A 19,862-nucleotide genomic window follows, 5' to 3' on the forward strand; every position below is an offset into this window, starting at 1 on the left:
TAGATTTTATTTCGAGAAAAGGCAAGCAGTTCCATGTTTTTCTTCGAATTGTTTGATCCATTTCTCATGTTCCTGCAATTCTTGTTCTGAGGGAAGAATCACCGGCAGTTCAATTTCAACTCTGGCCATGCCTGAACGGTTGTTCTGATCGTCAGAATGAGACAAAGCATCGATATCAAAAGATACCTGTCCACCGGTCATCGCCAGATAAACATCAGACAGGATTTCCGCATCGAGCAAGGCACCGTGGAACGTACGGTCACGCTTTGGAATCTCGTAGCGGCGCACTAAGGCATCCAGCGAGTTTTTCTGCCCCGGATGCTTGGACTTGGCCATTGCCAGGGTATCGGTTACTTCACAAACTTCGGACAGGGCTTTAAAACCTGCCCGTTTGAATTCCATATCCAGGAAGTTCATATCAAAGCTGGCGTTATGCGCGATAATTTCGGCACCGTGCAAATAGTCAAACAATACTTGAGAGATTTCCTCAAATAACGGTTTGTCTTGCAGGAACTCATCGGTAATGCCGTGGACATTGACCGAGTCGCCGACCGGTGTTTTCGGATTGATATAGATATGAATCGAGCTGCCGGTCAGTTTGCGGTTGATCATTTCCAGCGCGCCAACTTCAATAATCCGGTCACCATCCTGATAATAAAAACCGGTGGTTTCGGTATCCAGAATCAATTGTCGCGGGCCATGCAATTGTAAGGTTGCGGGGGTAATCACAATCTGGGGATGTAGTTGCGAACTATTGGCAACGGTTGCATCCACCTCTTGAAGCGCTGGATCACTTTGCTCGGTGTCGGCAACTTCATTCAATTCAATGATTTCTTCTTCCTGCATATCGTCCAGCTCTTCTTCGCTCTCGGCCAGATCCAGACCAAAAGGATCATCTAGCAGCCAGTCGGGTTCAGATTTTTTTTTATCTTCAGATATTGAAGGGCTTTGCTTGGATTTTTTCAGGGTTTCATCGGCGCCCTGATTGGCCAGCTGATCGGCCATTTCATTGCCGGCATGCCCGGCGTGACCCTTGATCCAGTGCCACTCAATCTCTCGTCCCTGACAGACTGCATCTAGTTTTTGCCACAGGTCAGGGTTTTTGACGTCTTTCCAGTTTTTCTTTTTCCAGCCGTGAATCCATTCGGTAATGCCTTGTTTGACATAATTGGAATCGGTATAGATCACCAGCTTATCCTGTTTGTCACAGAACAGAATGCCTTCGATGGCAGCCGTCAGTTCCATGCGGTTATTGGTGGTATGGTCTTCACCGCCACAGATTTTGTGTTCTTGCTGGCCGTTAATAATGTACGCACCCCAACCGCCTAAACCCGGGTTGCCGCGACAAGCGCCATCAACATAAAGTGTGATAGTGTGTGACATAAATTAAAATCCGATCAAAAGAGAACACGCTGGAAGGCTTATTGTATAGCGCAAATGCAGTCGATCAATCTCTATGTCCCGGATTTTTTAATTTCTTGTAACATTTAACGTGAAATCACGGTAAATTATTGCCTTGTGTCTGCAACATGCTTCACTACAATGGCAGATCTAAAAAATAAATTTATATACGAGTTGTTTGGATTTCTTTATGTATAAACCAACCGCAATCTTGTGGCAGCCGACATTACCAACATTTTTAAAATTTTCTGTACTGGGAACTGCACTTGCTTCTCTGGGATTGACGGGCTGTTCATCTACGCAAAGTACATCCCAAACAGCAGCAAGCAAGCAAGTTGGATCACAATATCTGGATGCAAGCGGTCTGGATGGACTGGAAGATCTGCTTTCTGCAACCGATATGCGTGCAGTTGAAGGCGACCGTTTACTGGTTCTGAAACATGGTGATGTCTGGAAACGCATGACTGTGGGTTTCAAGATGGATTTAAGTGTCTGGAATCCGCGGATTGATGCGCAGCGCGGCTGGTTTATTTCACGTCAGCCTTATCTGGACCGTTTAAGTGCGCGTGCCTCACGTTATTTATATTACACGGTAAAAGAAGCAGAACGCCGTGGTATGCCGACCGAGCTGGCGCTATTACCGATTATTGAAAGTTCCTATGACCCGGCAGCGACCAGTAGTGCAGCAGCGGCAGGTTTATGGCAGTTTATTCCAAGCACAGGCCGTATTTATGGTTTAAAACAGACCCCTTTATACGACGGTCGTCGTGATGTGGTGGAATCGACTCGTGCAGCCTATGAGTTTTTAGGCAGTTTATATAACCAGTTTGGTTCTTGGGAGCTGGCGCTGGCGTCTTATAATGCCGGCCCGGGACGTATTCAGCAGGCGATTAACCGCAATAAGGCAGCAGGTCTGCCGACCGACTACTGGTCACTCAAACTGCCACAAGAAACCATGAGCTATGTGCCACGTTTCCTGGCAGTTGCACAAATTATTAAAACTCCAGGTCAGTATGGGGTGAGCCTGCCACCAATTGCCAACCGTCCGCATTTCCGTGAAGTGCCTGTAGGCGTGGCCAATTTAAATGAAATTGCAGCCATCACCGGTTTGAGCCGTGCGGAGCTGTATCAATTGAACCCGGGGCATCGTGGTGATCATATTGACCCTACCAGTCCGCGTCGTATTTTGATTCCTGCTGACCTCAGTCCTTCAGTTGATGAAAAGCTGAAAAAACTATCTGGTTCCGGCGGATTATCTGCGAGTAGTACCAGCAATCTGCCGAAAAGCACCACCACAATGGTGCCGACCAAAGCTGCGCCTCCCGTATTAAATGCGAAAGCGACTACGCCGGCAAAACAGACTCCACCCGTTCTTGCCAGTACTCGACCTGCAACGACTGCACCTGTGGTGACAACGGCAAATACAGTGGTACAGACCACGAAAAAGATTTCAACGCCTAGAGGCTCATCTGCCTTGGCCAGTTTTGCTGCCCAAAGTGATTTGCCGATTCCAAGTGCGCCACGTATTCCGGTCGCAGTGACACCGGCAGCGCCAGCGAAACAGATTCAGGTCGAACCACCGATTTCTGCAGCCGAGCGTCAGCAAGTTCAGCAGGTCGTCACCGCGCAGGAAAGTAACAAAACTGTGGATGAAGTTCTGCAGCCTGTTGCAACACCGGCAGAACAGGCTCAGGTAGTTGAAGAGCTGAAAGCATTGGCGCCGGCAGGCACAGAAATTGTCGATCCTTATGATGGTAAAATCAAGCTGACGGCTATTCAAACCAGCCTGTCTGTGGCTGAGCAGCAAGGCAAGGAACTTACCAAAGGCTTCTCTTATCCGAAAGAAGTTGCTGACAATACCACAGCGACTTCGGTTGAAGCCCAGTTGAACCAGGGTAAAAATTACGTCAAGACTGATTCTGAAGTGGTGGTGGTTGCACCAAAGGGCAAGCGTAGTACCTATAAGGTTTTACCGGGGGATAATCTGGCACTGATTGCAGCAAAAAATGGGGTGAACTGGCGTGATGTAGCGAAATGGAACCAGATCGATCCAAACTCTACGCTATATGTAGGCACCACGATTTATTTGTATGATGCCAAGCCGGTGCAGGAACAAACCAAAGCCAAAGAAAAGCCGGAATCTTATGTGGTTCAGGCCAATGATTCTCTAACCAGTGTGGCAAGCCAGTTTGGTTTAAGTCTCAAACAGCTGGCTGATTTTAATGGTTTAAGTACCAACAGTGGTTTATTTGTCGGTCAGAAGCTGTCGCTGAAAGAAACGGCTGCATCTAAAGCCAAAGTAGAAGATGCTAAAAAAGCTGAAGCTGCCAAAGTTCAAACCAAATCCTATACAGTCAAACGCGGTGAATATCTGAAACTGATTGCCGATCGTTATGGACTGTCAAATGCTGAACTGGCGTCATTCACCTCAGGTTTAACTGCGGGTAGCAGTTTGATGGTGGGACAGAAAATCAATGTGCCACTTCAGGAAGTTGAAGCACTGACCGCATCGACCCAAAAGACTGAACAGACATTTGAAAATGTTAAAGTCGATCAGACAGCCACTGAAAATTATCAGGTCAAACGCGGTGAAACCCTGTATAGCATTGCCAGTCAAAGCAAGCTCAGTGTGTCTGAGCTGGCAGCTTTAAATGGTTTTGCTGCCAATAGCGGTTTACGTATAGGCCAGACCATCAAGATTCCAGCCGGCAGTCAGGTGCCTGAAACTTATACAGTTCAATCGGGTGATACCTTGACCGGCATTGCCGCAAAATACAATCTGTCGATGGATCAGGTGGCGAGTCTGAATGGTATTTCTCGTCATGCCGGCCTGCGCGTCGGTCAGCGTTTAAAGCTGACGGGTGAGGCAGCTGAACCCGTGCGTGAGTCTGTGGCTGAAACGGTGTCGAAACATGTGAAATCTGATTCGCATGTGGTGAAATCGGGTGAAACCTTAAGCTCTATTGCGCGTCAGTATCATCTTCAGGTCAAGTATCTGGCCGATTTAAATGGCCTGAATGCCAATGGCAACGTCCGTATTGGTCAGCGTTTAAAAATTGTGGGTGATGTTCCGACGGATAAAAAAGCAGAAGACGTGAAAGTGGCAGCTAAGCCTGTGTCTTCTAGAGCAACTGAATCTTATACCGTCAAGTCAGGCGAATCCCTGAATGCGATTGCCAGCCGTTTAGGAATTACGGTCACTGAACTGGCCGAGTTAAATAATCTCAGTCCACGTGCCGGATTGCGTGTCAGTCAAACCATCCAGATTCCAAAACTGGTGACTGATTATAAAGTCAAACGCGGCGATACCTTGATCGGTCTGGCCTCACGTTACGGCATGAATAGCAATCAACTGGCGGAAATGAATGATCTCAAACCGAATACACAACTACGTATTGGTGATGTGATTAAAGTGCCAAACTAATTCATTCATCGTGAGATTTTTTAGTTTATTTGTTTTAAGCATGGTTGTCCCGCTGGTAATGAATACCAGTTGGGCAGCCCTGATCACCACGCCTTATATTGCGCTACATAGCCCACCGAAATATAGCCATCTGCAATCCTTACCTTATGCCAATCCGCAAGCCCCCAAAGGTGGTGCACTGATTCTGGCGGCCGATGGCAGCTTTGATAATTTAAATAGCATGAATGGCAAAGGCAATGTCACTGAAGGGATCAACTATATTTTTGACAGTTTGCTGTCGAAATCACTGGATGAGCCCGGGGTGTATTATCCCTTGCTGGCGGAAAAAGTCAGTTTTGACCCCAAGAAAACCGCCTTTATCATTTTCCATTTAAATCCGAAAGCGCGCTTTAGCAATGGTCAGCCCTTAACTGCGGAAGATGTCAAATATAGCTTTGAGCTTTATCAGACCCAGTCCAATTTTGGCTTGCAAATGTATCTGGCAGATTTAAATAAGCTGGAAGTGCTGTCACCTTTAAAAATCAAAATGCATTTTAAATCCGGGCATAATCCGGAAATGGCCATGATTGTCGCGCAGATGCCCATTTATTCTAAACGGCAATGGCAAGGGCGTGATTTTAAAGACCTGACGCTGAAACCGATTCTGGGTTCAGGGCCCTATGTGATTGAACGCATAGATCCCGGCCGCAGTATTTCGTATCAGCGCAATCCTCAATATTGGGGCAAAGATCTATTGGTGAATCGCGGTCGTTATAATTTTGACCGGATCCAGTATCGTTATTATCGTAGTCCGGAAATCAAGTTCGAAGCCTTTAAATCGGGCCAATTTACTTTGCATGAGGAAAAACAGGTCAATCGCTGGATCAGGGATTATCAATTTCCTGCGGTTCGGCAAGGACAAGTCAAACGTTATCGTTTTCGGCATCAAAATCCGGTCCCGACCCAGAGTCTGGTCTTTAATACCCGGCGTCAGCCCTTTGCCGATATTCGCTTCCGTCAGGCCTTAAGTTTCGCTTACGATTTTGAATGGCTGAATAAAGCCATGTTCTATGGTGAATATCAACGTCTGAACAGCTTTTTTTCCAATAGCGAGCTGGCTTCTCGTGGACGGCCGAGTGCCCAAGAGCTGCAAATTTTAAAGCCTCATTTGCAGAAGCTTCATCCGGTTCAGCGTCAGGCTGTACTTCAGGACTGGCAATATCCTCAATCCGATGCCTCAGGGTTTAACCGGCAGAATTTATTAAAAGCCCGTCAATTGCTGTTAAAAGCCGGTTATCGTTATCAACAGGGGCAGTTGGTCAATGCTTCCGGTCAAGCGGTCAAGATTGAATTTTTGCTGCATCAGGTGGAACAGCAGCGTCATCTGATGCCTTATTTACGTCATTTAAAACGTTTGGGGATTCAGGCGAATATTCGTATGGTCGAAACCGCGCAGTATTATGAACGGCTACGAAATTACCAGTTTGATATGATTGTCGACAGCATGCCACAGTCCCTGACACCGGGGCAGGAACAAAAACAGTTCTGGAGCAGTCAGGCTGCCAAGCAGGTCGGTAACTATAATTATGCCGGTATTCAGAATCCTGCTATTGATGCGGTGATTAAGCAAGTAATTCAGGCGCAGAACCGGGAGCAGGTGATTGACAGTACCCGAGCTTTAGACCGTTTGCTGCGGGCAGGTTATTATCATATTCCGACTTATGGTACGGGTGAATACTGGTATGCTTACTGGAACATGTATCAGCAGCCGCAACGAAAACCTAAACTCTCCGCCGGGATTGATTACTGGTGGGTCGATGCGGCAAAGGCCAGACATGTGGCTGATTATTTCAAACAGCATTAAGCTCCAAGCCTATCAGGGAGTGCCATGAGCACTTATATTCTCAAACGTCTGTTGCTGATGATTCCAACCTTGCTGATCATTTTGCTGATTAACTTTATGGTGATCCAGCTGGCACCGGGTGGGCCGGTGGAACAAGCGATTTATCAGGCACAACAGGTCAATGGCTTGACACATACCGGATTACAGTATCAGGGAAAGCAAGGCCTCACACCGGAGATGCTTGAGCAGATCAATACCCAGTACGGCTTTGACCAGCCGCTGCATATCCGCTTTTGGGAAATGGTAACGCGTTATGCGCAGTTTGATCTGGGACAGAGTTTTTTCAAAGACAAGCCTGTGACTGAACTCATCTGGGAAAAATTGCCAGTATCGCTGTCTTTAGGTCTGTGGAGTACCTTAATCATCTATCTGGTGTCTATCCCTTTAGGCATCGGCAAAGCCAGAAAACATGGCAGTCTGTTTGATCAGACCACCTCTCTAGTGTTGGCCGTGGGCTATGCCATTCCAGCCTTTATTTTTGCCATTTTACTCATCGTATTTTTTGCTGGCGGATCTTATCTGCACTGGTTTCCCTTGCAGGGCATTCGCTCTGAAAATTTTGCTGAACTCTCATTCTTTGCGAAAATTCAGGATTATTTCTGGCATATGGCCTTGCCGCTGTTGGCCATGGTGCTTGGCGGATTTGCTAGTTTGACCTATCTGGTGAAATTTTCTTTTGTGGAAGAGTTGAGTAAGCAATATGTTCTGGCTGCGCGGGCCAAAGGTTTAAATGAAAACGCAGTGCTGTATCGGCATGTGTTCCGAAATGCGATGTTAGTGTTGATCGCAGGTTTGCCAGAAGTATTAATTGGGGTGTTTTTCGTCGGCAACCTGTTTATTGAGATTATATTTAATCTCGATGGTTTAGGTGTTTTGGGTTTTGAGGCGATCATCCAGCGCGACTATCCGGTGATTTTCGGTACTCTGTTTATCTTTACTTTGCTTGGTCTGATATTGCGATTATTAAGCGATTTGCTGTATCAACTGATCGACCCACGGATTCATTTCAGTTCACGTCGGGGATCCTCCTAATGTCGTCCTTGATGCAATTAGGCTGGCAACGCTTTAAGCAGCACAAGCTGGGATTTGGCTGTTTTATTATGTTTGGCCTTATTTTTATCATGTCCTTGGGCGCAGAACTGATTGCCAATGATAAGCCCTTGCTGGTGAAATATGATCATGCAGTGTATTTGCCTATCTTAAAATCTTATCCGGAAACGGCGTTTGGCGGTGTATTTGAAACCGAAGCCGAGTATAAAGATCCTGCCGTTCAACAGTTAATTGCAGAAAAAGGCTGGGCGATCTGGCCAATCATTCCATTTTCATATCAAAGCCCGAATCTGGAACTGGCTGTTCCGGTGCCTTCGCCACCAAGTACACAAAACTGGCTCGGAACAGATGATCAGGGTCGTGATGTGCTGGCGCGGATTCTGTATGGCTTGAGGGTTTCACTCTTATTTGGTTTTGCACTGACTTTATTGTCGGCGGCGATTGGAGTTTTGCTGGGGGCTGTACAGGGCTATTATGGCGGCTGGATCGACCTGATCGGGCAACGACTGCTCGAAGTCTGGAGCAGTTTGCCGATGCTATTTATGGTCATGGTGCTGGTCAGTCTGTTTAGTCCCAATATTTACTGGCTATTTCTGATCATGCTGTTGTTTGGCTGGACCACTCTGGTGGGCATGGTACGGGCTGAGTTTTTGCGTGCACGCAATCTGGAATACGTCTGGGCGGCACGAAGTATGGGTGCAGGAGATGGGCGAATCATGTTCAGGCATATATTGCCGAATGTCATCGGTTCAAGTCTGTCACAACTTCCCTTTATGCTGACTGCCAATATTACCGCACTGACGGCTCTGGATTTTTTAGGCTATGGGCTACCACCGGAAACAGCTTCCTTGGGCGAGCTGTTGCTGCAAGCCAAAAATAATTTAAATGCGCCGTGGCTGGCTTTATCAGCTTTCTTTAGTCTGGCCATTGTGCTGAGTTTACTGATGTATATTGGCGAAGCAGTGCGTGATGCTTTTGATCCAAGACAATAAATTACGAAACTTTTTAATCATCGTAAAAATAAGCAGATGAAAATTGTGTAAATTTGACAAGTTGAATTGTCAATTATCCTGACTTGCGTTATAAACGAGTACAAAATAAAAGTAATATCAGGACAGATCATGACCCAATTGGCCGATTCCATTCAAATTCGTCATACCAATTTCAAAAACCGTATTATTAAAGGCGCTATGAGTGAGGCGCTGGCCAATGATGCCGGCCAGCCCAATCAGGCACATTTCAAGTTGTATGAAGCCTGGGCCAAAGGTGGACTGGGCTGTGCCATTACCGGCAATGTCATGGTGGACTTTCGTGCCAAGAATGAGCCGGGCGTGGTGGTGGTAGAAACCGAGCGTGATCTGGAGCAGCTTAAAGTCTGGGCGGAAGTGGGCAAGCAGCAGGGTATGGTACAGTTGGTGCAGTTATCACATCCGGGTCGTCAGTGTCCCAAAGGCTTAAATAAAGAAACAGTTGCGCCGTCGGCCGTGCCTTTTAGTCCGGCATTGGCCGTCAGCTTCGGCACACCGCGTGCGCTGACTGAAACTGAAATTCTGGAGATTATCCAGCGCTTTGCCACTTCAGCGCAAATTTGTGAAAAGGCCGGTTTTGAAGGCGTCCAGTTGCATGGGGCACATGGTTATCTGATTAGCCAGTTTCTGTCACCGCTGACCAATAAGCGTCAGGATCAATGGGGTGGCAGTATTGAAAACCGTACCCGTTTTCTGCTGGAAACCTATCAGGCTGTCCGTGCTGCAAGCTCAGAAAATTTCATTATTTCAGTCAAACTGAATTCCGCTGACTTTCAGCGCGGTGGTATGAGTGAAGAAGATGTGATCTATGTCTTTAAGGCGATGGATGCAGCCGGGATTGATATCATTGAAGTATCCGGCGGTAGTTATGAAGCGCCTGCCATGGCTGGTGTAAAAGAAGACAAACGCAAAGCTTCAACCATTGCCCGTGAAGCCTATTTCCTCGATTTTGCCGAAAAGATCCGTCAGGAAGTCAATTGCAATATCATGGTGACCGGTGGCTTTAGAACCGTCGACGGCATGAATGCTGCACTCGACAGTGGTGCGTGTGATTTTGTTGGCATCGCCCGACCTTTTGCGGTAGAGCCGGATCTGGGTGATCGTTTGATTGCAGGGCAAGATGTACGTTATGCGGTTGAGAAAATTAAAACCGGTATTCCGCTGGTTGACAAAATGGCGATTATGGAAATTATCTGGTATGCCGCGCAGTTTAAGGAAATTGCCAAAGGCAAACAGCCGAATCCAAAACTGTCACCGTTAAAAGTCTTTTTGAACTACCTCAAAGGCAATGTTAAAGCCGTAATTAAAGGGCAGTTGAATTCGCGTAAATCGGCTTAAATTTATCATCTAAGCATAAAAAACCGGGCAATTAGAATGCCCGGTTTTTTATTCATCACATAGTTAAGAATAATGCATCGCCTGGGTCTGGAAAGGAAATAATAACTGTCCCAGTTGACGAGTGGCCCATAAACCCACTTCAGTATGATGCATATGCGGTGAAGTATAGGGAATCAGCAAGTCAATTTTCTGTTCCGCACCTTCACAGCGCATAAAGCGATTTTTTAACTGATTTAAACGTTGTTGATCCATACGGCTTAAAGCAGGTTCAACTTTCGCCTGAGACGGCGCTGCGCTACGTGAAGACAGCCGAGTTGCTAAAGTTGCCCCCTGAATCCAGTCTTTAATGATCTGTTTTTCAGTCGCATTAAACACACCAAACATTTTACCTTCAGGATGATCAATCATTTTCCAGAAACGGCTCTGTTCAACAGGAGCATCTTTAATAATCCAGCCTTTCTCAATCAGCACGTTCAGGAACTTGAAAATTTGCGCCGGATCTGATAACCAGTCATTGATGGTTTTGCCACTAAACTGACATTTCTGGTTATGAATATATTGGCCAATCAGTGCCTTGTTCTGGAATACTTTTAAGGCCATGCGCTCAATATCCAGCTCTTTCACAATCTGGGAAGAACTTTTACCGATGTCATTGAGCAGATAGCCTTGCTTGATCAAATCAAGATAAGTCTCCGGATCTTCCGCATTCTCATAATGCTGGATAAAGGCTTGCAGGGATTTTTGTGCATGGCCATTGTGGGCATTATCAATCGTAATATGCACATTGAAATAATGGGGATCAATCCCGAGTTCAGCCAATTCGTAATTGGTAATGAGTAGATGCAGCGGCAACTGTTCATAGCCGAGATTAAAACCAATCACCAGAGGCAAGTATTTGGCCGGCGCATAAGCCAGTGCTAACTGTACCGCGGCCTGCTCATAATAACTGGCATCCAGTTGTTCGGCATAACTGTTCAGCTCATAGTGACTTAACAGGTGCTGATACATGGTGACATGATTGGCACGTGGATGTCCCAGACCCAGTTCTTCCAGATAGATATAGATCAAATCTTTCAGCTTGGGTTGATTGCAGTTATGTACGGTGGAATATAACCAGGAACCATCGACCAGTTTAACCGGTGCAACCTTGGATAGAAATTCGAAAGCATGTGAAACCGTTGGGAAATACTCCCGGGCCTGATGCTGTTTACGCCGTCCCAGATAAGCCTGAAACTTGGCACAAATTTGATGATGTTGTTCTAAAAGATGCTGTTCAACTTGTGCCGGTTGATCCAGCCATTCAAGTGTTTCTATATTCAGTTTTTTAATCAGATCACTCAAATAAGATTCAGCTTGTTCGGTTTTGGTATTCGTCGAGATTTCAGTATCTTGAAAAAAGTCGACCCAATCCTTAAAGCTTTTAAATTGATAATTATGATTATTATTTGGCGATAAAGGCAAACTTAACTCTGTGCTGACGAACATAATCTGATCCTTGCAGATATCTCTTCAGTTACCTTAACGTGCGACTTGACGTCTAGATGTTGAATTTTTGTTCTAATTTATTGGTGTATTGCTTTAAATGAAAATGAACGGATATTTATATGAATAGAAATGTTAAAAGAATGCAAATTGTAAAATATGAATTACATGGCAGCCTATGTAACGAAGAGCATATTTTAATGAGTGGTAAAAAATTATATTTAAATATTCAGAATGCAAAAAAGCCCAAGTCGCAATGCCCGGGCTTTTTTGTTGAGATGTTGCCATCTCGAATATGGCGTCCCTACGGGGATTCGAACCCCGGTTACCGCCGTGAAAGGGCGATGTCCTAGGCCTCTAGACGATAGGGACAGTACAGAAGATCAATTTTAAAACCCTTACTTTTAGCTTGAAGTAATGGCGTCCCTACGGGGATTCGAACCCCGGTTACCGCCGTGAAAGGGCGATGTCCTAGGCCTCTAGACGATAGGGACTTAATAAAATGTACTTCTGAAAATTGGCGTCCCTACGGGGATTCGAACCCCGGTTACCGCCGTGAAAGGGCGATGTCCTAGGCCTCTAGACGATAGGGACGTTTCAGAGGTGGGCGTATAATAGGGTGAAAACAGGGGGGTGTCAAACGCATTTCTATAAAAAAATTGATTTTCTGGATTGAGTGCGTAATTTTAAAACAATCTGATGGGTATACTGGAAAATTACCTGAATTAAGCCGGATTTTTGAGCACTTCCAGCATCGCGGTTAATACCTGTGGGTGCTGTAAATAACCCGCAATATCGTGTGGGCGTTGCACAAACGTGCGAATTTCCTGATTGATAATGGCTGGCTGAAAATTAAAAGGGCTTTCTGAGAGGGGGAATGCTGTGAGAAAATCATCATGTGAATAGAAATTTATCCAATCGCCTGAAATTGCAGCAGGTCTTATCATTGGTTGCGGAAGATGCGCCTGAATGACACGAAATGCCAGTGGTGATCCGAGGGTAATAAAACGCTGGATATTCAGTTCTGGATGTTGAAGCAAATAATTATAGGCGATCACGCTGCCCAGCGAATGTGCCACCAGAATCTGTGGTTTGCTGCTATGCAGTTGATGATGAATGCGCCGATGAACTTCCTGCATAAAAGTCGGATTGGCCAAATAAAGATAGGTTTCCAGCAGGAACTTATGCAAAAAACTGGCGTGTAAACTGGGGAAATAATTAATGAGTACCGCAAAATCCCGCAAGGCAATATCTTTGCTTAATGCTGTAATAAAATTCAGCTTTTGATCAAAGTTGAATGTCTTATCTGGATTTAACTGGGGCACATCACAAACTTGATATTTGCACTGATTGGTTGGTGGTACGGCTTGCCGCTGTGCCGGATGTAGAAAAGGGAAATGCGGCCATTGCTGCGGCATTAAGGTGCTGGCATTGAGTAGATTATGCAAATGATGTCGAGAGAGTAAATCACCATAAAAAGGGATACGGATATGCCGTTTTAAATAGCTAAAACGGGCTTGCTGTTGCGGGTTATTTCTGAGGCCTCTTTTGAGAAGATGCAGCCAATGTTGGCGTAATGAAGGCGCCGTATACTGTTGCTTGTTCATGCCGTGAATAAATACAATTTTCATCGACGCACCATTGAAGCTGCTCAATATACAATCAGTATAGACAAAAAAGAGCGACCGAAGTCGCTCTTTTAAAGCTGATGCTTAAGACTTGTTATGGTAGAACGTATAATAACTGGCATAGCAGGCTGCAATAAACAGCAGACAGCCAAAGAAGCTGATGCGCATTGATGGATCAAAGACCATACTGACACAGGTAATAAAACAGAACACGAAGCCTAAAATCGGCACAATCGGAAACAATGGTGCTGCAAAGCCCAGTTCTTTGACCGTGCGACCCTGTTTATACCACTGCCGGCGGAAGTTGAACTGACTTAAACAAATACTCATCCAGACCACCACCATGGTAAACGCCGCAATGCCCAGTAGGTTGGTAAAGATGGTTTCTGGCGCAAACTGTTCAGACAGCAGGCCTGGCAATGCACCGAGCATGGTCACCATGACTGCAATATACGGTACACCGCGAGCATTGAGTCTTGAGAATACGGCAGGTAACTGTTTGCTGTAGGACAATGACCACATCATACGAGAAGCGGCAAATAAGCCCGAGTTGGCAGCAGAAAGTAACGCAGTGATAATCACAAAGCGGATGATGTCTTCAGCATAAGGAATACCGATGTGCTGGAATACTGTTACGAATGGACTGCTACTGACACCTTCAGCTGCCAAGCCAGCTTCCTGATGCGGGAGTAAGGCCGTCACCACGATAATCGTCCCCACAAAGAAAATTAATAAGCGGAAAATTGCAGTATTAATGGCTTTAGGGACATTTTTCGCAGGATCTTCAGTTTCACCCGCCGCAACACCAATCAGCTCTGTACCCGAAAAGGCAAAGTTCACGATCAGCATGGTCGCAAAAATCGGGAATAGACCTTCAGGGAACCAGCCCTGGGCCGTCAGGTTGGTAAATAGAGGCGCAGCTTCGTAGCCCTGATAGCCCAAAACACCAAAGATGGCCAGTAAGCCCAAAACAATAAAGGCAACAACAGTGACTACTTTCACCAGTGCCAACCAGAATTCGGATTCGGCAAACCATTTGGTCGAAATCATATTTAAGCTAAATACAAAGACACCAAAAATAATGGTCCATAACCACATGGAAATATCCGGGAACCATTCCTGCATCAGCAAGGCGGCTGCAGTAAATTCGGTTCCCAGAGTGACAGACCAGGTCAGCCAGTATAACCAAGTGATGGTATAGCCTGTACCCGGTCCAATATAACGTTTGGCATAAGCACCAAATGAACCAGATTCTGGCATATGAACAGCAAGTTCGCCCAGACAGAGCATAACCATGTAAGCGATAATGCCGCCCAGGAGATAAGCAATAATGGCACCTACAGGCCCCGTTTGTGCAATGACTTCACCCGACCCTAAAAATAGGCCTGTTCCGATTGCGCCACCAAGCGAAATCATGACCAGATGTCGAGTACTCATAGCGCGTTTTAAAGGCGCAGAATTGCCCTGATGCGTAGCATCATTCGGAGATGAGTGCATAGGAGTTGAAAAAAATCAGAAGAATGAAGCGAGTTATTGTAGTGAAAAACTACAAATCTGCAATGTATTAATAATAATTTTGAATAAGGCTTGATCGTATGCGATCAATAGATGGCGTCCCTACGGGGATTCGAACCCCGGTTACCGCCGTGAAAGGGCGATGTCCTAGGCCTCTAGACGATAGGGACGTTGCGAGGTGATGCGTATATTAAGGACTCAATTGGTTTTTGTCAAAAGGCTTTTATATAAAAAAGCGCTAAAAGTTCAAACATTAAACAGGAGTAATGCATTAATTTTATTGAGGGCTTAAATAAGTCGAATGATTGGGCTTATTTGCTCGTCATTTAGGCGGAAAATGAAACTCCCGCGGCTGGCAGGAGTTTAAAACAGCCAGATTTTAATGATCGGGTGTTTGGTATTCTGTCGAGTTATGCGCAGGAGCAGTCTGCTCGACAGGTGTTTCTACTTTCTCTTCACGGTTCACGATATAAAGATAAAGCAGTGAAGGAGCTAAAATCAGTAAAACCAGTAAGATCTTTTTTAACATGGCACATAGACAAAGTACGAAATTGCATTAATTATAGCCTAAGCAAATTAAAAAGAGCACCGGAGTGCTCTCTATAAAACTTAGAATTTGAAAGTGACATCGGCGATAAACTGGCGGCCGATTTCAGTCATAACTCTTGGTTTGCTTGCGATTGTTGATTTGGTGGTATACGTGTTGGTGCGGTTAGTTACATTGTTAATAGTTAAACCAAAGATTGCATGTAAATCTTTTGAAAGTTTCCAATCATAAGTTGTACGCATATCCCAGATAAATTTAGGTTTAATTTCAGAAGCAATATAAGTATCAAGAAGATTACCTTCATATTCTACTTTGTCATCTTTACTGGTCACTGTGATCATATCGTCGTAACTGTCTTTATAGCTAAAGAAGTTTGAAAGTTTTACTGGTGCGTGATCGAAAGCAATATCCCAATTTACACGGGCAGTCCATGGTTGGTTGAAGTTTTGTGCAGGACGCTCTGACCAATGCATAATTTTACCGTTATAGGACACGAGTTCATCTTGATCTGCGGTTATGAATTTGTCGGTATAATCGGTATAACTGCGGAATACATCGCTATAGTCAAAACCAAAAGCAATGAAATGCTGTGTACTAGCGAATTTCAAAGCTTCACGATTTTTTAATGTGAGTGTGTAGATGTCGGCTTCACCATGACCATCATTGCTATATTCATAAGAGAAGTTGAAACCATCTTTTGGGATATCGGTGTGGGTACGTGAAATTTCATCTTGGTATTTGCGATTCACCCACTTAAGACCTAAATCCCAAGAATGTAATTGGGTGTTGATACCCAAAACAGTTTCATCACTAAATGGTGTGTCTAGGTCAGAGCGACGTGTGGCATTTGCTGAGTTCGTTGCAGATGTGACCCAGTCCGCCTGCGGATTCTCACGTGAGAATTTATACATCAACTCACCAATACCATCGTTGAGTTCGGTGCCTAATGTTTGCTGACCATAGTAACGATTCCAGCCTGCTAAAAATTGCAGTTTGTCATTCGCAAAGGGCTTATAAGACACGGAACTACGTGGAGAAATATTGAAATTACCGCTTAAAGAGTCGTAGTCGGCACGGACACCTACTCGGGTCGATAATTGATCGTTCCATTGAATGTTGTCTTCAAGGAAAGCATTGAAGCGGTCTTGTTGAGCAGAGAATTGTCCAGCTTTATACAATGAACCTGCAGCGACATATTGTCCTGTCCAACCTTGAATCGTGGGTGTCGCATCGCATAAAGCATCATCAGCTAAACAGGTATTGTTAGCTAAATTTTTCATATTGACAGCTGAAACATTTGACATATATACATCAGAGGCACGTTTCCAATCCACTTCTGCATAAGTGTATCCTGTACCCGCTGTAATCTTATGCTGAGTCGTACCAATTTTGAATGGATCAAAGGCTGCTTTTAAGTCGTAGTTGAGCGCAGTTTGATTTTGTTCTAGCTGACCAAAAAGCGTACCTTCAGATACGGTTTTTGAGTCGGTCCAATCTTTACTGCCTTCAGCATAATGCCAAATAAAACCATAGTTGTTTTCTGAGTTTCGGACATTATCAGCACTTTGGAAGTTGAGTTTATGCGTTAATGTTACAGATCCTATGTGGTGTTCTAACTCTGAAAACATTGTTGTCGTTTCTGTGTCAAGCGTACTGGCTGAGTTGCGACGGCTTTCAGCATAATTCAAGCTGTCAAGTAAAGCATAATCAAATCCAAATTTAGCTTTCACTGTCTCGCTTGGGTTATAGAAGAAGGTTGAACCAATGTTGGTATTACTGCGTTCTTGATCAATTTTTTTCGGGTCATCAAAACCACTCATTACAGGAATAATAGATTTACGTTTTGATGCATAACTATTAAACCCCCATTGCTCTGAAAGCTTGCCATAAATATTGGCACTTAAACCTTGTTTGGTATATTCCTTTTGATAGGCTTCAGTCGGCTCTTCAAAGAGCTCTTCTTCTAATGGGCTAACAGCATTAAAGCGAGCCCAGTCACTTTCTGTGTAATCATATGTGACAGTACCATGAATTTTTCTAATTTCAGTTTGTGGTGCACAGGTCTTTGCATTGACCACGCCACCGGTAAACTGACCATATTCAGCAGAAACATTGCTGTCGAGTACTTCCAAATCACACAGTAAGTCTGTATTGACAGCCATCGCTTGAGAGCCAGTGCTAAATGTATTGTAGTTACTTGGACCATCAGCAGGGTTAATTAATAGGTTATTGGATACGCCATTCACAATAAAATTATTTTGGAAGGTTTGAGCACCATTGATAGAAATTTCAGAGGGTTTAAGTTCACCTTGTGAGCCTGCTGCTAACTGTGATTGGCTAAACTGCACATTCGGATTCACCTTTAAAAAATCAGTTATATTCTTTGAGCTATTCGGCGTTTTTGCTAAATCTTCTTTGCTATAAACCGTTTTCCCAACTTCATTTCCTTGCTGAGCTTCGACAATAATCGTGTTGAACTTAAGTGTTGCCTCATTGGGGACAGATTCTTGATAACTGGATTCTTCTGCGAAACTAGAGGTTGATAAAGCTGCCAATATAGCAAGTGAAAGTGAAGAGTAGGCAAAACGCATGAGAAGGTTAAATCTTTGAAAGATAATGAAAGCGATTATCATTAACTTGATTGCTATAATCAATAGTAATGAGAATTATTTGCATTAATTGGGCTTTAAATGTGTAAGATTTAAGCAGCTTAAGTCGCTGAAAAATAAAAATATGAAAAGGGAGGAAAATATATGGCGTCCCTACGGGGATTCGAACCCCGGTTACCGCCGTGAAAGGGCGATGTCCTAGGCCTCTAGACGATAGGGACGTTTAGAAGATGGCGGTATCTTATTGATCCGCCACCAGAGTGTCAAGCAGGTGAGGCGCGAGTTTGTTTAAAATATAGCAAAACAGTTCAGCCGTCTTCTGTGTGTCATATAACGCAGAGTGAGCTTCTTTGCCATCAAAATCGATCCCGGCCTGAATACAGGATTTCGCCAGTACGGTTTGACCAAACATCACCGCACTCAAGGTCACCGTGTCAAACACAGAAAAACTATGGAACGGGTTCTGGTTTTTGGTGCCGGTACGGGCAATTGCTGCCTGAACAAAACCTAAATCGAAATGTGCATTGTGACCCACCAAAACCGCATGGGTACAGTTTTGCTGACGGCGCACGTCATTGACCGATTTGAAAATACGCTTTAATGCGGTTTTTTCATCTTCAGCCATGGCAATCCGCATCGGATTTGACGGATCAATGCCGATGAATTCCAGTGACCTGCGATCGAGGTTGGCCCCTTCAAAAGGATTGATATGTGCATGGTAAGCTTGGCCCGGCACAAATTGGCCATCCTCATTATAAACAATCGGAATGGCCGCAATTTCCAGCAATGCATCAGTCTGTGCATTAAAACCTGCCGTCTCGACATCGACAACTACAGGTAAGAATCCACGAAAACGTTGACCAATGATTGGGAGGGTTTCATTTGTCACACTTTTCTCCATTGAATGGTTTTACCCGCATAGAGCGGAATAATCTGTTCACCATCCAAATAGTCTAAACTTTCAGGGATTACTTGATCTTCTTTAACCAGTGTAATGGTACTGGTATTACGTGGCAGGCCATAGAAGTCTGCACCAAAGTGGCTGGCAAAACCTTCCAGACGTTCAATTTTACCCACTTGATCAAATGCCTGAGCATACAGCTCAATGGCAGTCGGCGCACTATAACATCCTGCACAGCCACACGCATTTTCTTTTGCATTTTTTGAATGTGGTGCGCTGTCTGTGCCTAGGAAAAATTTAGGATTGCCACTAGTCGCTACTTCCAGCAAGGTTTGCTGATGGGTTTGACGTTTTAAAATTGGCAAGCAGTAGAAATGCGGCTTGATGCCACCCACCAGCATGTCATTACGGTTGAACAATAAATGTTGCGGCGTAATGGTTGCAGCGACATTACGGTCTTGCTCAAGCACAAAGTTTGCTGCTTCGCTGGTAGTAATGTGCTCTAACACCAGTTTCAGCTTAGGGAACTGTCTGAGCAAGGGTGCGAGGACTTCATCCAGAAAGCGCTTTTCACGGTCAAAAATATCGATATGGTTATGCGTCACTTCACCGTGCAGCAATAAAGGCACCTGATGTTCTTCAAGCTGCTCAATTACGCCATACACTTTACTCATGTCGCTGACACCACTATCAGAATTGGTGGTTGCACCCGCAGGATAGAGCTTGATGGCATTGACATGCGCAGATTCTTTGATCTTTTTAACTTCACTTGCCGGGGTGTTGTCTGTGAAATACAGCACCATACGCGGGTCGAAATTTATCCCTTCAGGTACGTGCGCCATGATGCGTTCACGATAGGCATTGGCCTCTTCAACGGTTTTAACGGGTGGTACCAGATTCGGCATACAGATTGCGCGAGAAAACTGTCTGGCTAAATCGGGAACAGTACGTTGAAGTGCTAAACCATCACGCAGGTGAACGTGCCAATCATCTGGCTGGAGAATCGTAATCGTATTCAAGGCAAATTCAGTCGAACAAATAAAACAAATGATAATCC

Annotated in this window: 13 protein-coding genes and 5 tRNA genes; 5 read left to right on the forward strand and 13 right to left on the reverse strand. The window is 44.9% G+C overall.

The genetic code is table 11. The features are described 5' to 3' along the window. Positions 1-6: 6 nt before the first annotated feature. Positions 7-1,383 carry a DNA polymerase III subunit epsilon gene (dnaQ, locus tag FTU90_RS05915; protein ID WP_100328781.1) on the reverse strand — a complete coding sequence of 459 codons (1,377 nt, stop codon included), beginning with the start codon at positions 1,381-1,383 and terminating at the stop codon, positions 7-9. 208 nt (positions 1,384-1,591) lie between these two features. Between dnaQ and FTU90_RS05920 the strand changes: the two genes are divergently transcribed. The 5 genes from FTU90_RS05920 to FTU90_RS05940 all read left to right on the forward strand — a co-directional run bounded on the left by FTU90_RS05920 (position 1,592) and on the right by FTU90_RS05940 (position 10,123). Then, positions 1,592-4,825 carry a LysM peptidoglycan-binding domain-containing protein gene (locus tag FTU90_RS05920; protein WP_180072041.1) on the forward strand — a complete coding sequence of 1,078 codons (3,234 nt, stop codon included), beginning with the start codon at positions 1,592-1,594 and terminating at the stop codon, positions 4,823-4,825. Positions 4,826-4,865: 40 nt separating this feature from the next. Continuing rightward, a complete protein-coding gene (locus FTU90_RS05925) occupies positions 4,866-6,668 on the forward strand; it encodes an extracellular solute-binding protein (protein ID WP_180072042.1) in 1,803 nt (600 codons plus the stop codon). A gap of 24 nt (positions 6,669-6,692) precedes the next feature. Then, positions 6,693-7,739: an ABC transporter permease subunit gene (locus tag FTU90_RS05930; RefSeq protein WP_180072043.1), complete on the forward strand. Its 1,047-nt coding sequence runs from the start codon at positions 6,693-6,695 to the stop codon at positions 7,737-7,739. Then, positions 7,739-8,749 (forward strand): ABC transporter permease, encoded by a 1,011-nt coding sequence (locus tag FTU90_RS05935; protein WP_100355249.1) that lies wholly within the window; start codon positions 7,739-7,741, stop codon positions 8,747-8,749. Before FTU90_RS05930 ends, FTU90_RS05935 begins: the two co-directional genes overlap by 1 nt. A 129-nt stretch (positions 8,750-8,878) precedes the next feature. Beyond that, complete coding sequence (locus tag FTU90_RS05940; RefSeq protein WP_100328777.1) at positions 8,879-10,123, forward strand: NADH:flavin oxidoreductase/NADH oxidase family protein; 1,245 nt, start codon at positions 8,879-8,881, stop codon at positions 10,121-10,123. 63 nt (positions 10,124-10,186) lie between these two features. Here FTU90_RS05940 and FTU90_RS05945 read toward each other — a convergent pair whose 3' ends face one another. The 12 genes from FTU90_RS05945 to pyrC form a co-directional block, all read right to left on the reverse strand. Beyond that, positions 10,187-11,608, reverse strand: coding sequence for an iron-containing redox enzyme family protein (locus FTU90_RS05945; RefSeq protein WP_179999424.1), 1,422 nt, complete (start codon positions 11,606-11,608; stop codon positions 10,187-10,189). 293 nt (positions 11,609-11,901) lie between these two features. Continuing rightward, positions 11,902-11,977, reverse strand: a tRNA-Glu gene (locus tag FTU90_RS05950). 46 nt (positions 11,978-12,023) lie between these two features. After that, positions 12,024-12,099 (reverse strand) — tRNA-Glu (locus FTU90_RS05955). A gap of 24 nt (positions 12,100-12,123) precedes the next feature. Further along, positions 12,124-12,199: transfer RNA gene (locus FTU90_RS05960), tRNA-Glu, on the reverse strand. 131 nt (positions 12,200-12,330) lie between these two features. Then, positions 12,331-13,236, reverse strand: coding sequence for an alpha/beta hydrolase (locus FTU90_RS05965; protein WP_180072044.1), 906 nt, complete (start codon positions 13,234-13,236; stop codon positions 12,331-12,333). A gap of 81 nt (positions 13,237-13,317) precedes the next feature. Continuing rightward, entirely contained in the window at positions 13,318-14,730 is a 1,413-nt protein-coding gene (locus FTU90_RS05970; RefSeq protein ID WP_005096383.1) for an amino acid permease, read from the reverse strand. A gap of 112 nt (positions 14,731-14,842) precedes the next feature. Continuing rightward, positions 14,843-14,918, reverse strand: a tRNA-Glu gene (locus tag FTU90_RS05975). 209 nt (positions 14,919-15,127) lie between these two features. Then, positions 15,128-15,277, reverse strand: coding sequence for a hypothetical protein (locus FTU90_RS05980; RefSeq protein WP_167381251.1), 150 nt, complete (start codon positions 15,275-15,277; stop codon positions 15,128-15,130). 80 nt (positions 15,278-15,357) lie between these two features. Beyond that, positions 15,358-17,886, reverse strand: coding sequence for a TonB-dependent siderophore receptor (locus tag FTU90_RS05985; protein WP_180072045.1), 2,529 nt, complete (start codon positions 17,884-17,886; stop codon positions 15,358-15,360). Positions 17,887-18,049: 163 nt separating this feature from the next. Further along, positions 18,050-18,125: transfer RNA gene (locus tag FTU90_RS05990), tRNA-Glu, on the reverse strand. Positions 18,126-18,145: 20 nt separating this feature from the next. Then, the gene (gene rnt / locus FTU90_RS05995; RefSeq protein WP_034608604.1) at positions 18,146-18,805 is read right to left on the reverse strand and encodes a ribonuclease T; all 660 of its coding nucleotides are present in this window, start codon (positions 18,803-18,805) and stop codon (positions 18,146-18,148) included. Beyond that, positions 18,790-19,824 carry a dihydroorotase gene (pyrC, locus tag FTU90_RS06000; protein WP_100534379.1) on the reverse strand — a complete coding sequence of 345 codons (1,035 nt, stop codon included), beginning with the start codon at positions 19,822-19,824 and terminating at the stop codon, positions 18,790-18,792. Before pyrC ends, rnt begins: the two co-directional genes overlap by 16 nt. Positions 19,825-19,862: the final 38 nt, after the last annotated feature.

This window comes from Acinetobacter sp. YH12200, assembly GCF_013418175.1.
Lineage (GTDB): Bacteria > Pseudomonadota > Gammaproteobacteria > Pseudomonadales > Moraxellaceae > Acinetobacter > Acinetobacter pseudolwoffii.

Coding starts and splice junctions, on each gene's coding strand:
- FTU90_RS05930 (WP_180072043.1), top strand. CDS start 6,693: ATGAGCACTTATATTCTCAAACGTCTGTTGCTGATGATTCCAACCTTG.
- FTU90_RS05925 (WP_180072042.1), top strand. CDS start 4,866: ATGGTTGTCCCGCTGGTAATGAATACCAGTTGGGCAGCCCTGATCACC.
- rnt (WP_034608604.1), bottom strand. CDS start 18,805: ATGGAGAAAAGTGTGACAAATGAAACCCTCCCAATCATTGGTCAACGT.
- FTU90_RS05965 (WP_180072044.1), bottom strand. CDS start 13,236: ATGAAAATTGTATTTATTCACGGCATGAACAAGCAACAGTATACGGCG.
- FTU90_RS05980 (WP_167381251.1), bottom strand. CDS start 15,277: ATGTTAAAAAAGATCTTACTGGTTTTACTGATTTTAGCTCCTTCACTG.
- FTU90_RS05920 (WP_180072041.1), top strand. CDS start 1,592: ATGTATAAACCAACCGCAATCTTGTGGCAGCCGACATTACCAACATTT.
- dnaQ (WP_100328781.1), bottom strand. CDS start 1,383: ATGTCACACACTATCACACTTTATGTTGATGGCGCTTGTCGCGGCAAC.
- FTU90_RS05935 (WP_100355249.1), top strand. CDS start 7,739: ATGTCGTCCTTGATGCAATTAGGCTGGCAACGCTTTAAGCAGCACAAG.
- FTU90_RS05985 (WP_180072045.1), bottom strand. CDS start 17,886: ATGCGTTTTGCCTACTCTTCACTTTCACTTGCTATATTGGCAGCTTTA.
- FTU90_RS05970 (WP_005096383.1), bottom strand. CDS start 14,730: ATGCACTCATCTCCGAATGATGCTACGCATCAGGGCAATTCTGCGCCT.
- FTU90_RS05940 (WP_100328777.1), top strand. CDS start 8,879: ATGACCCAATTGGCCGATTCCATTCAAATTCGTCATACCAATTTCAAA.
- FTU90_RS05945 (WP_179999424.1), bottom strand. CDS start 11,608: ATGTTCGTCAGCACAGAGTTAAGTTTGCCTTTATCGCCAAATAATAAT.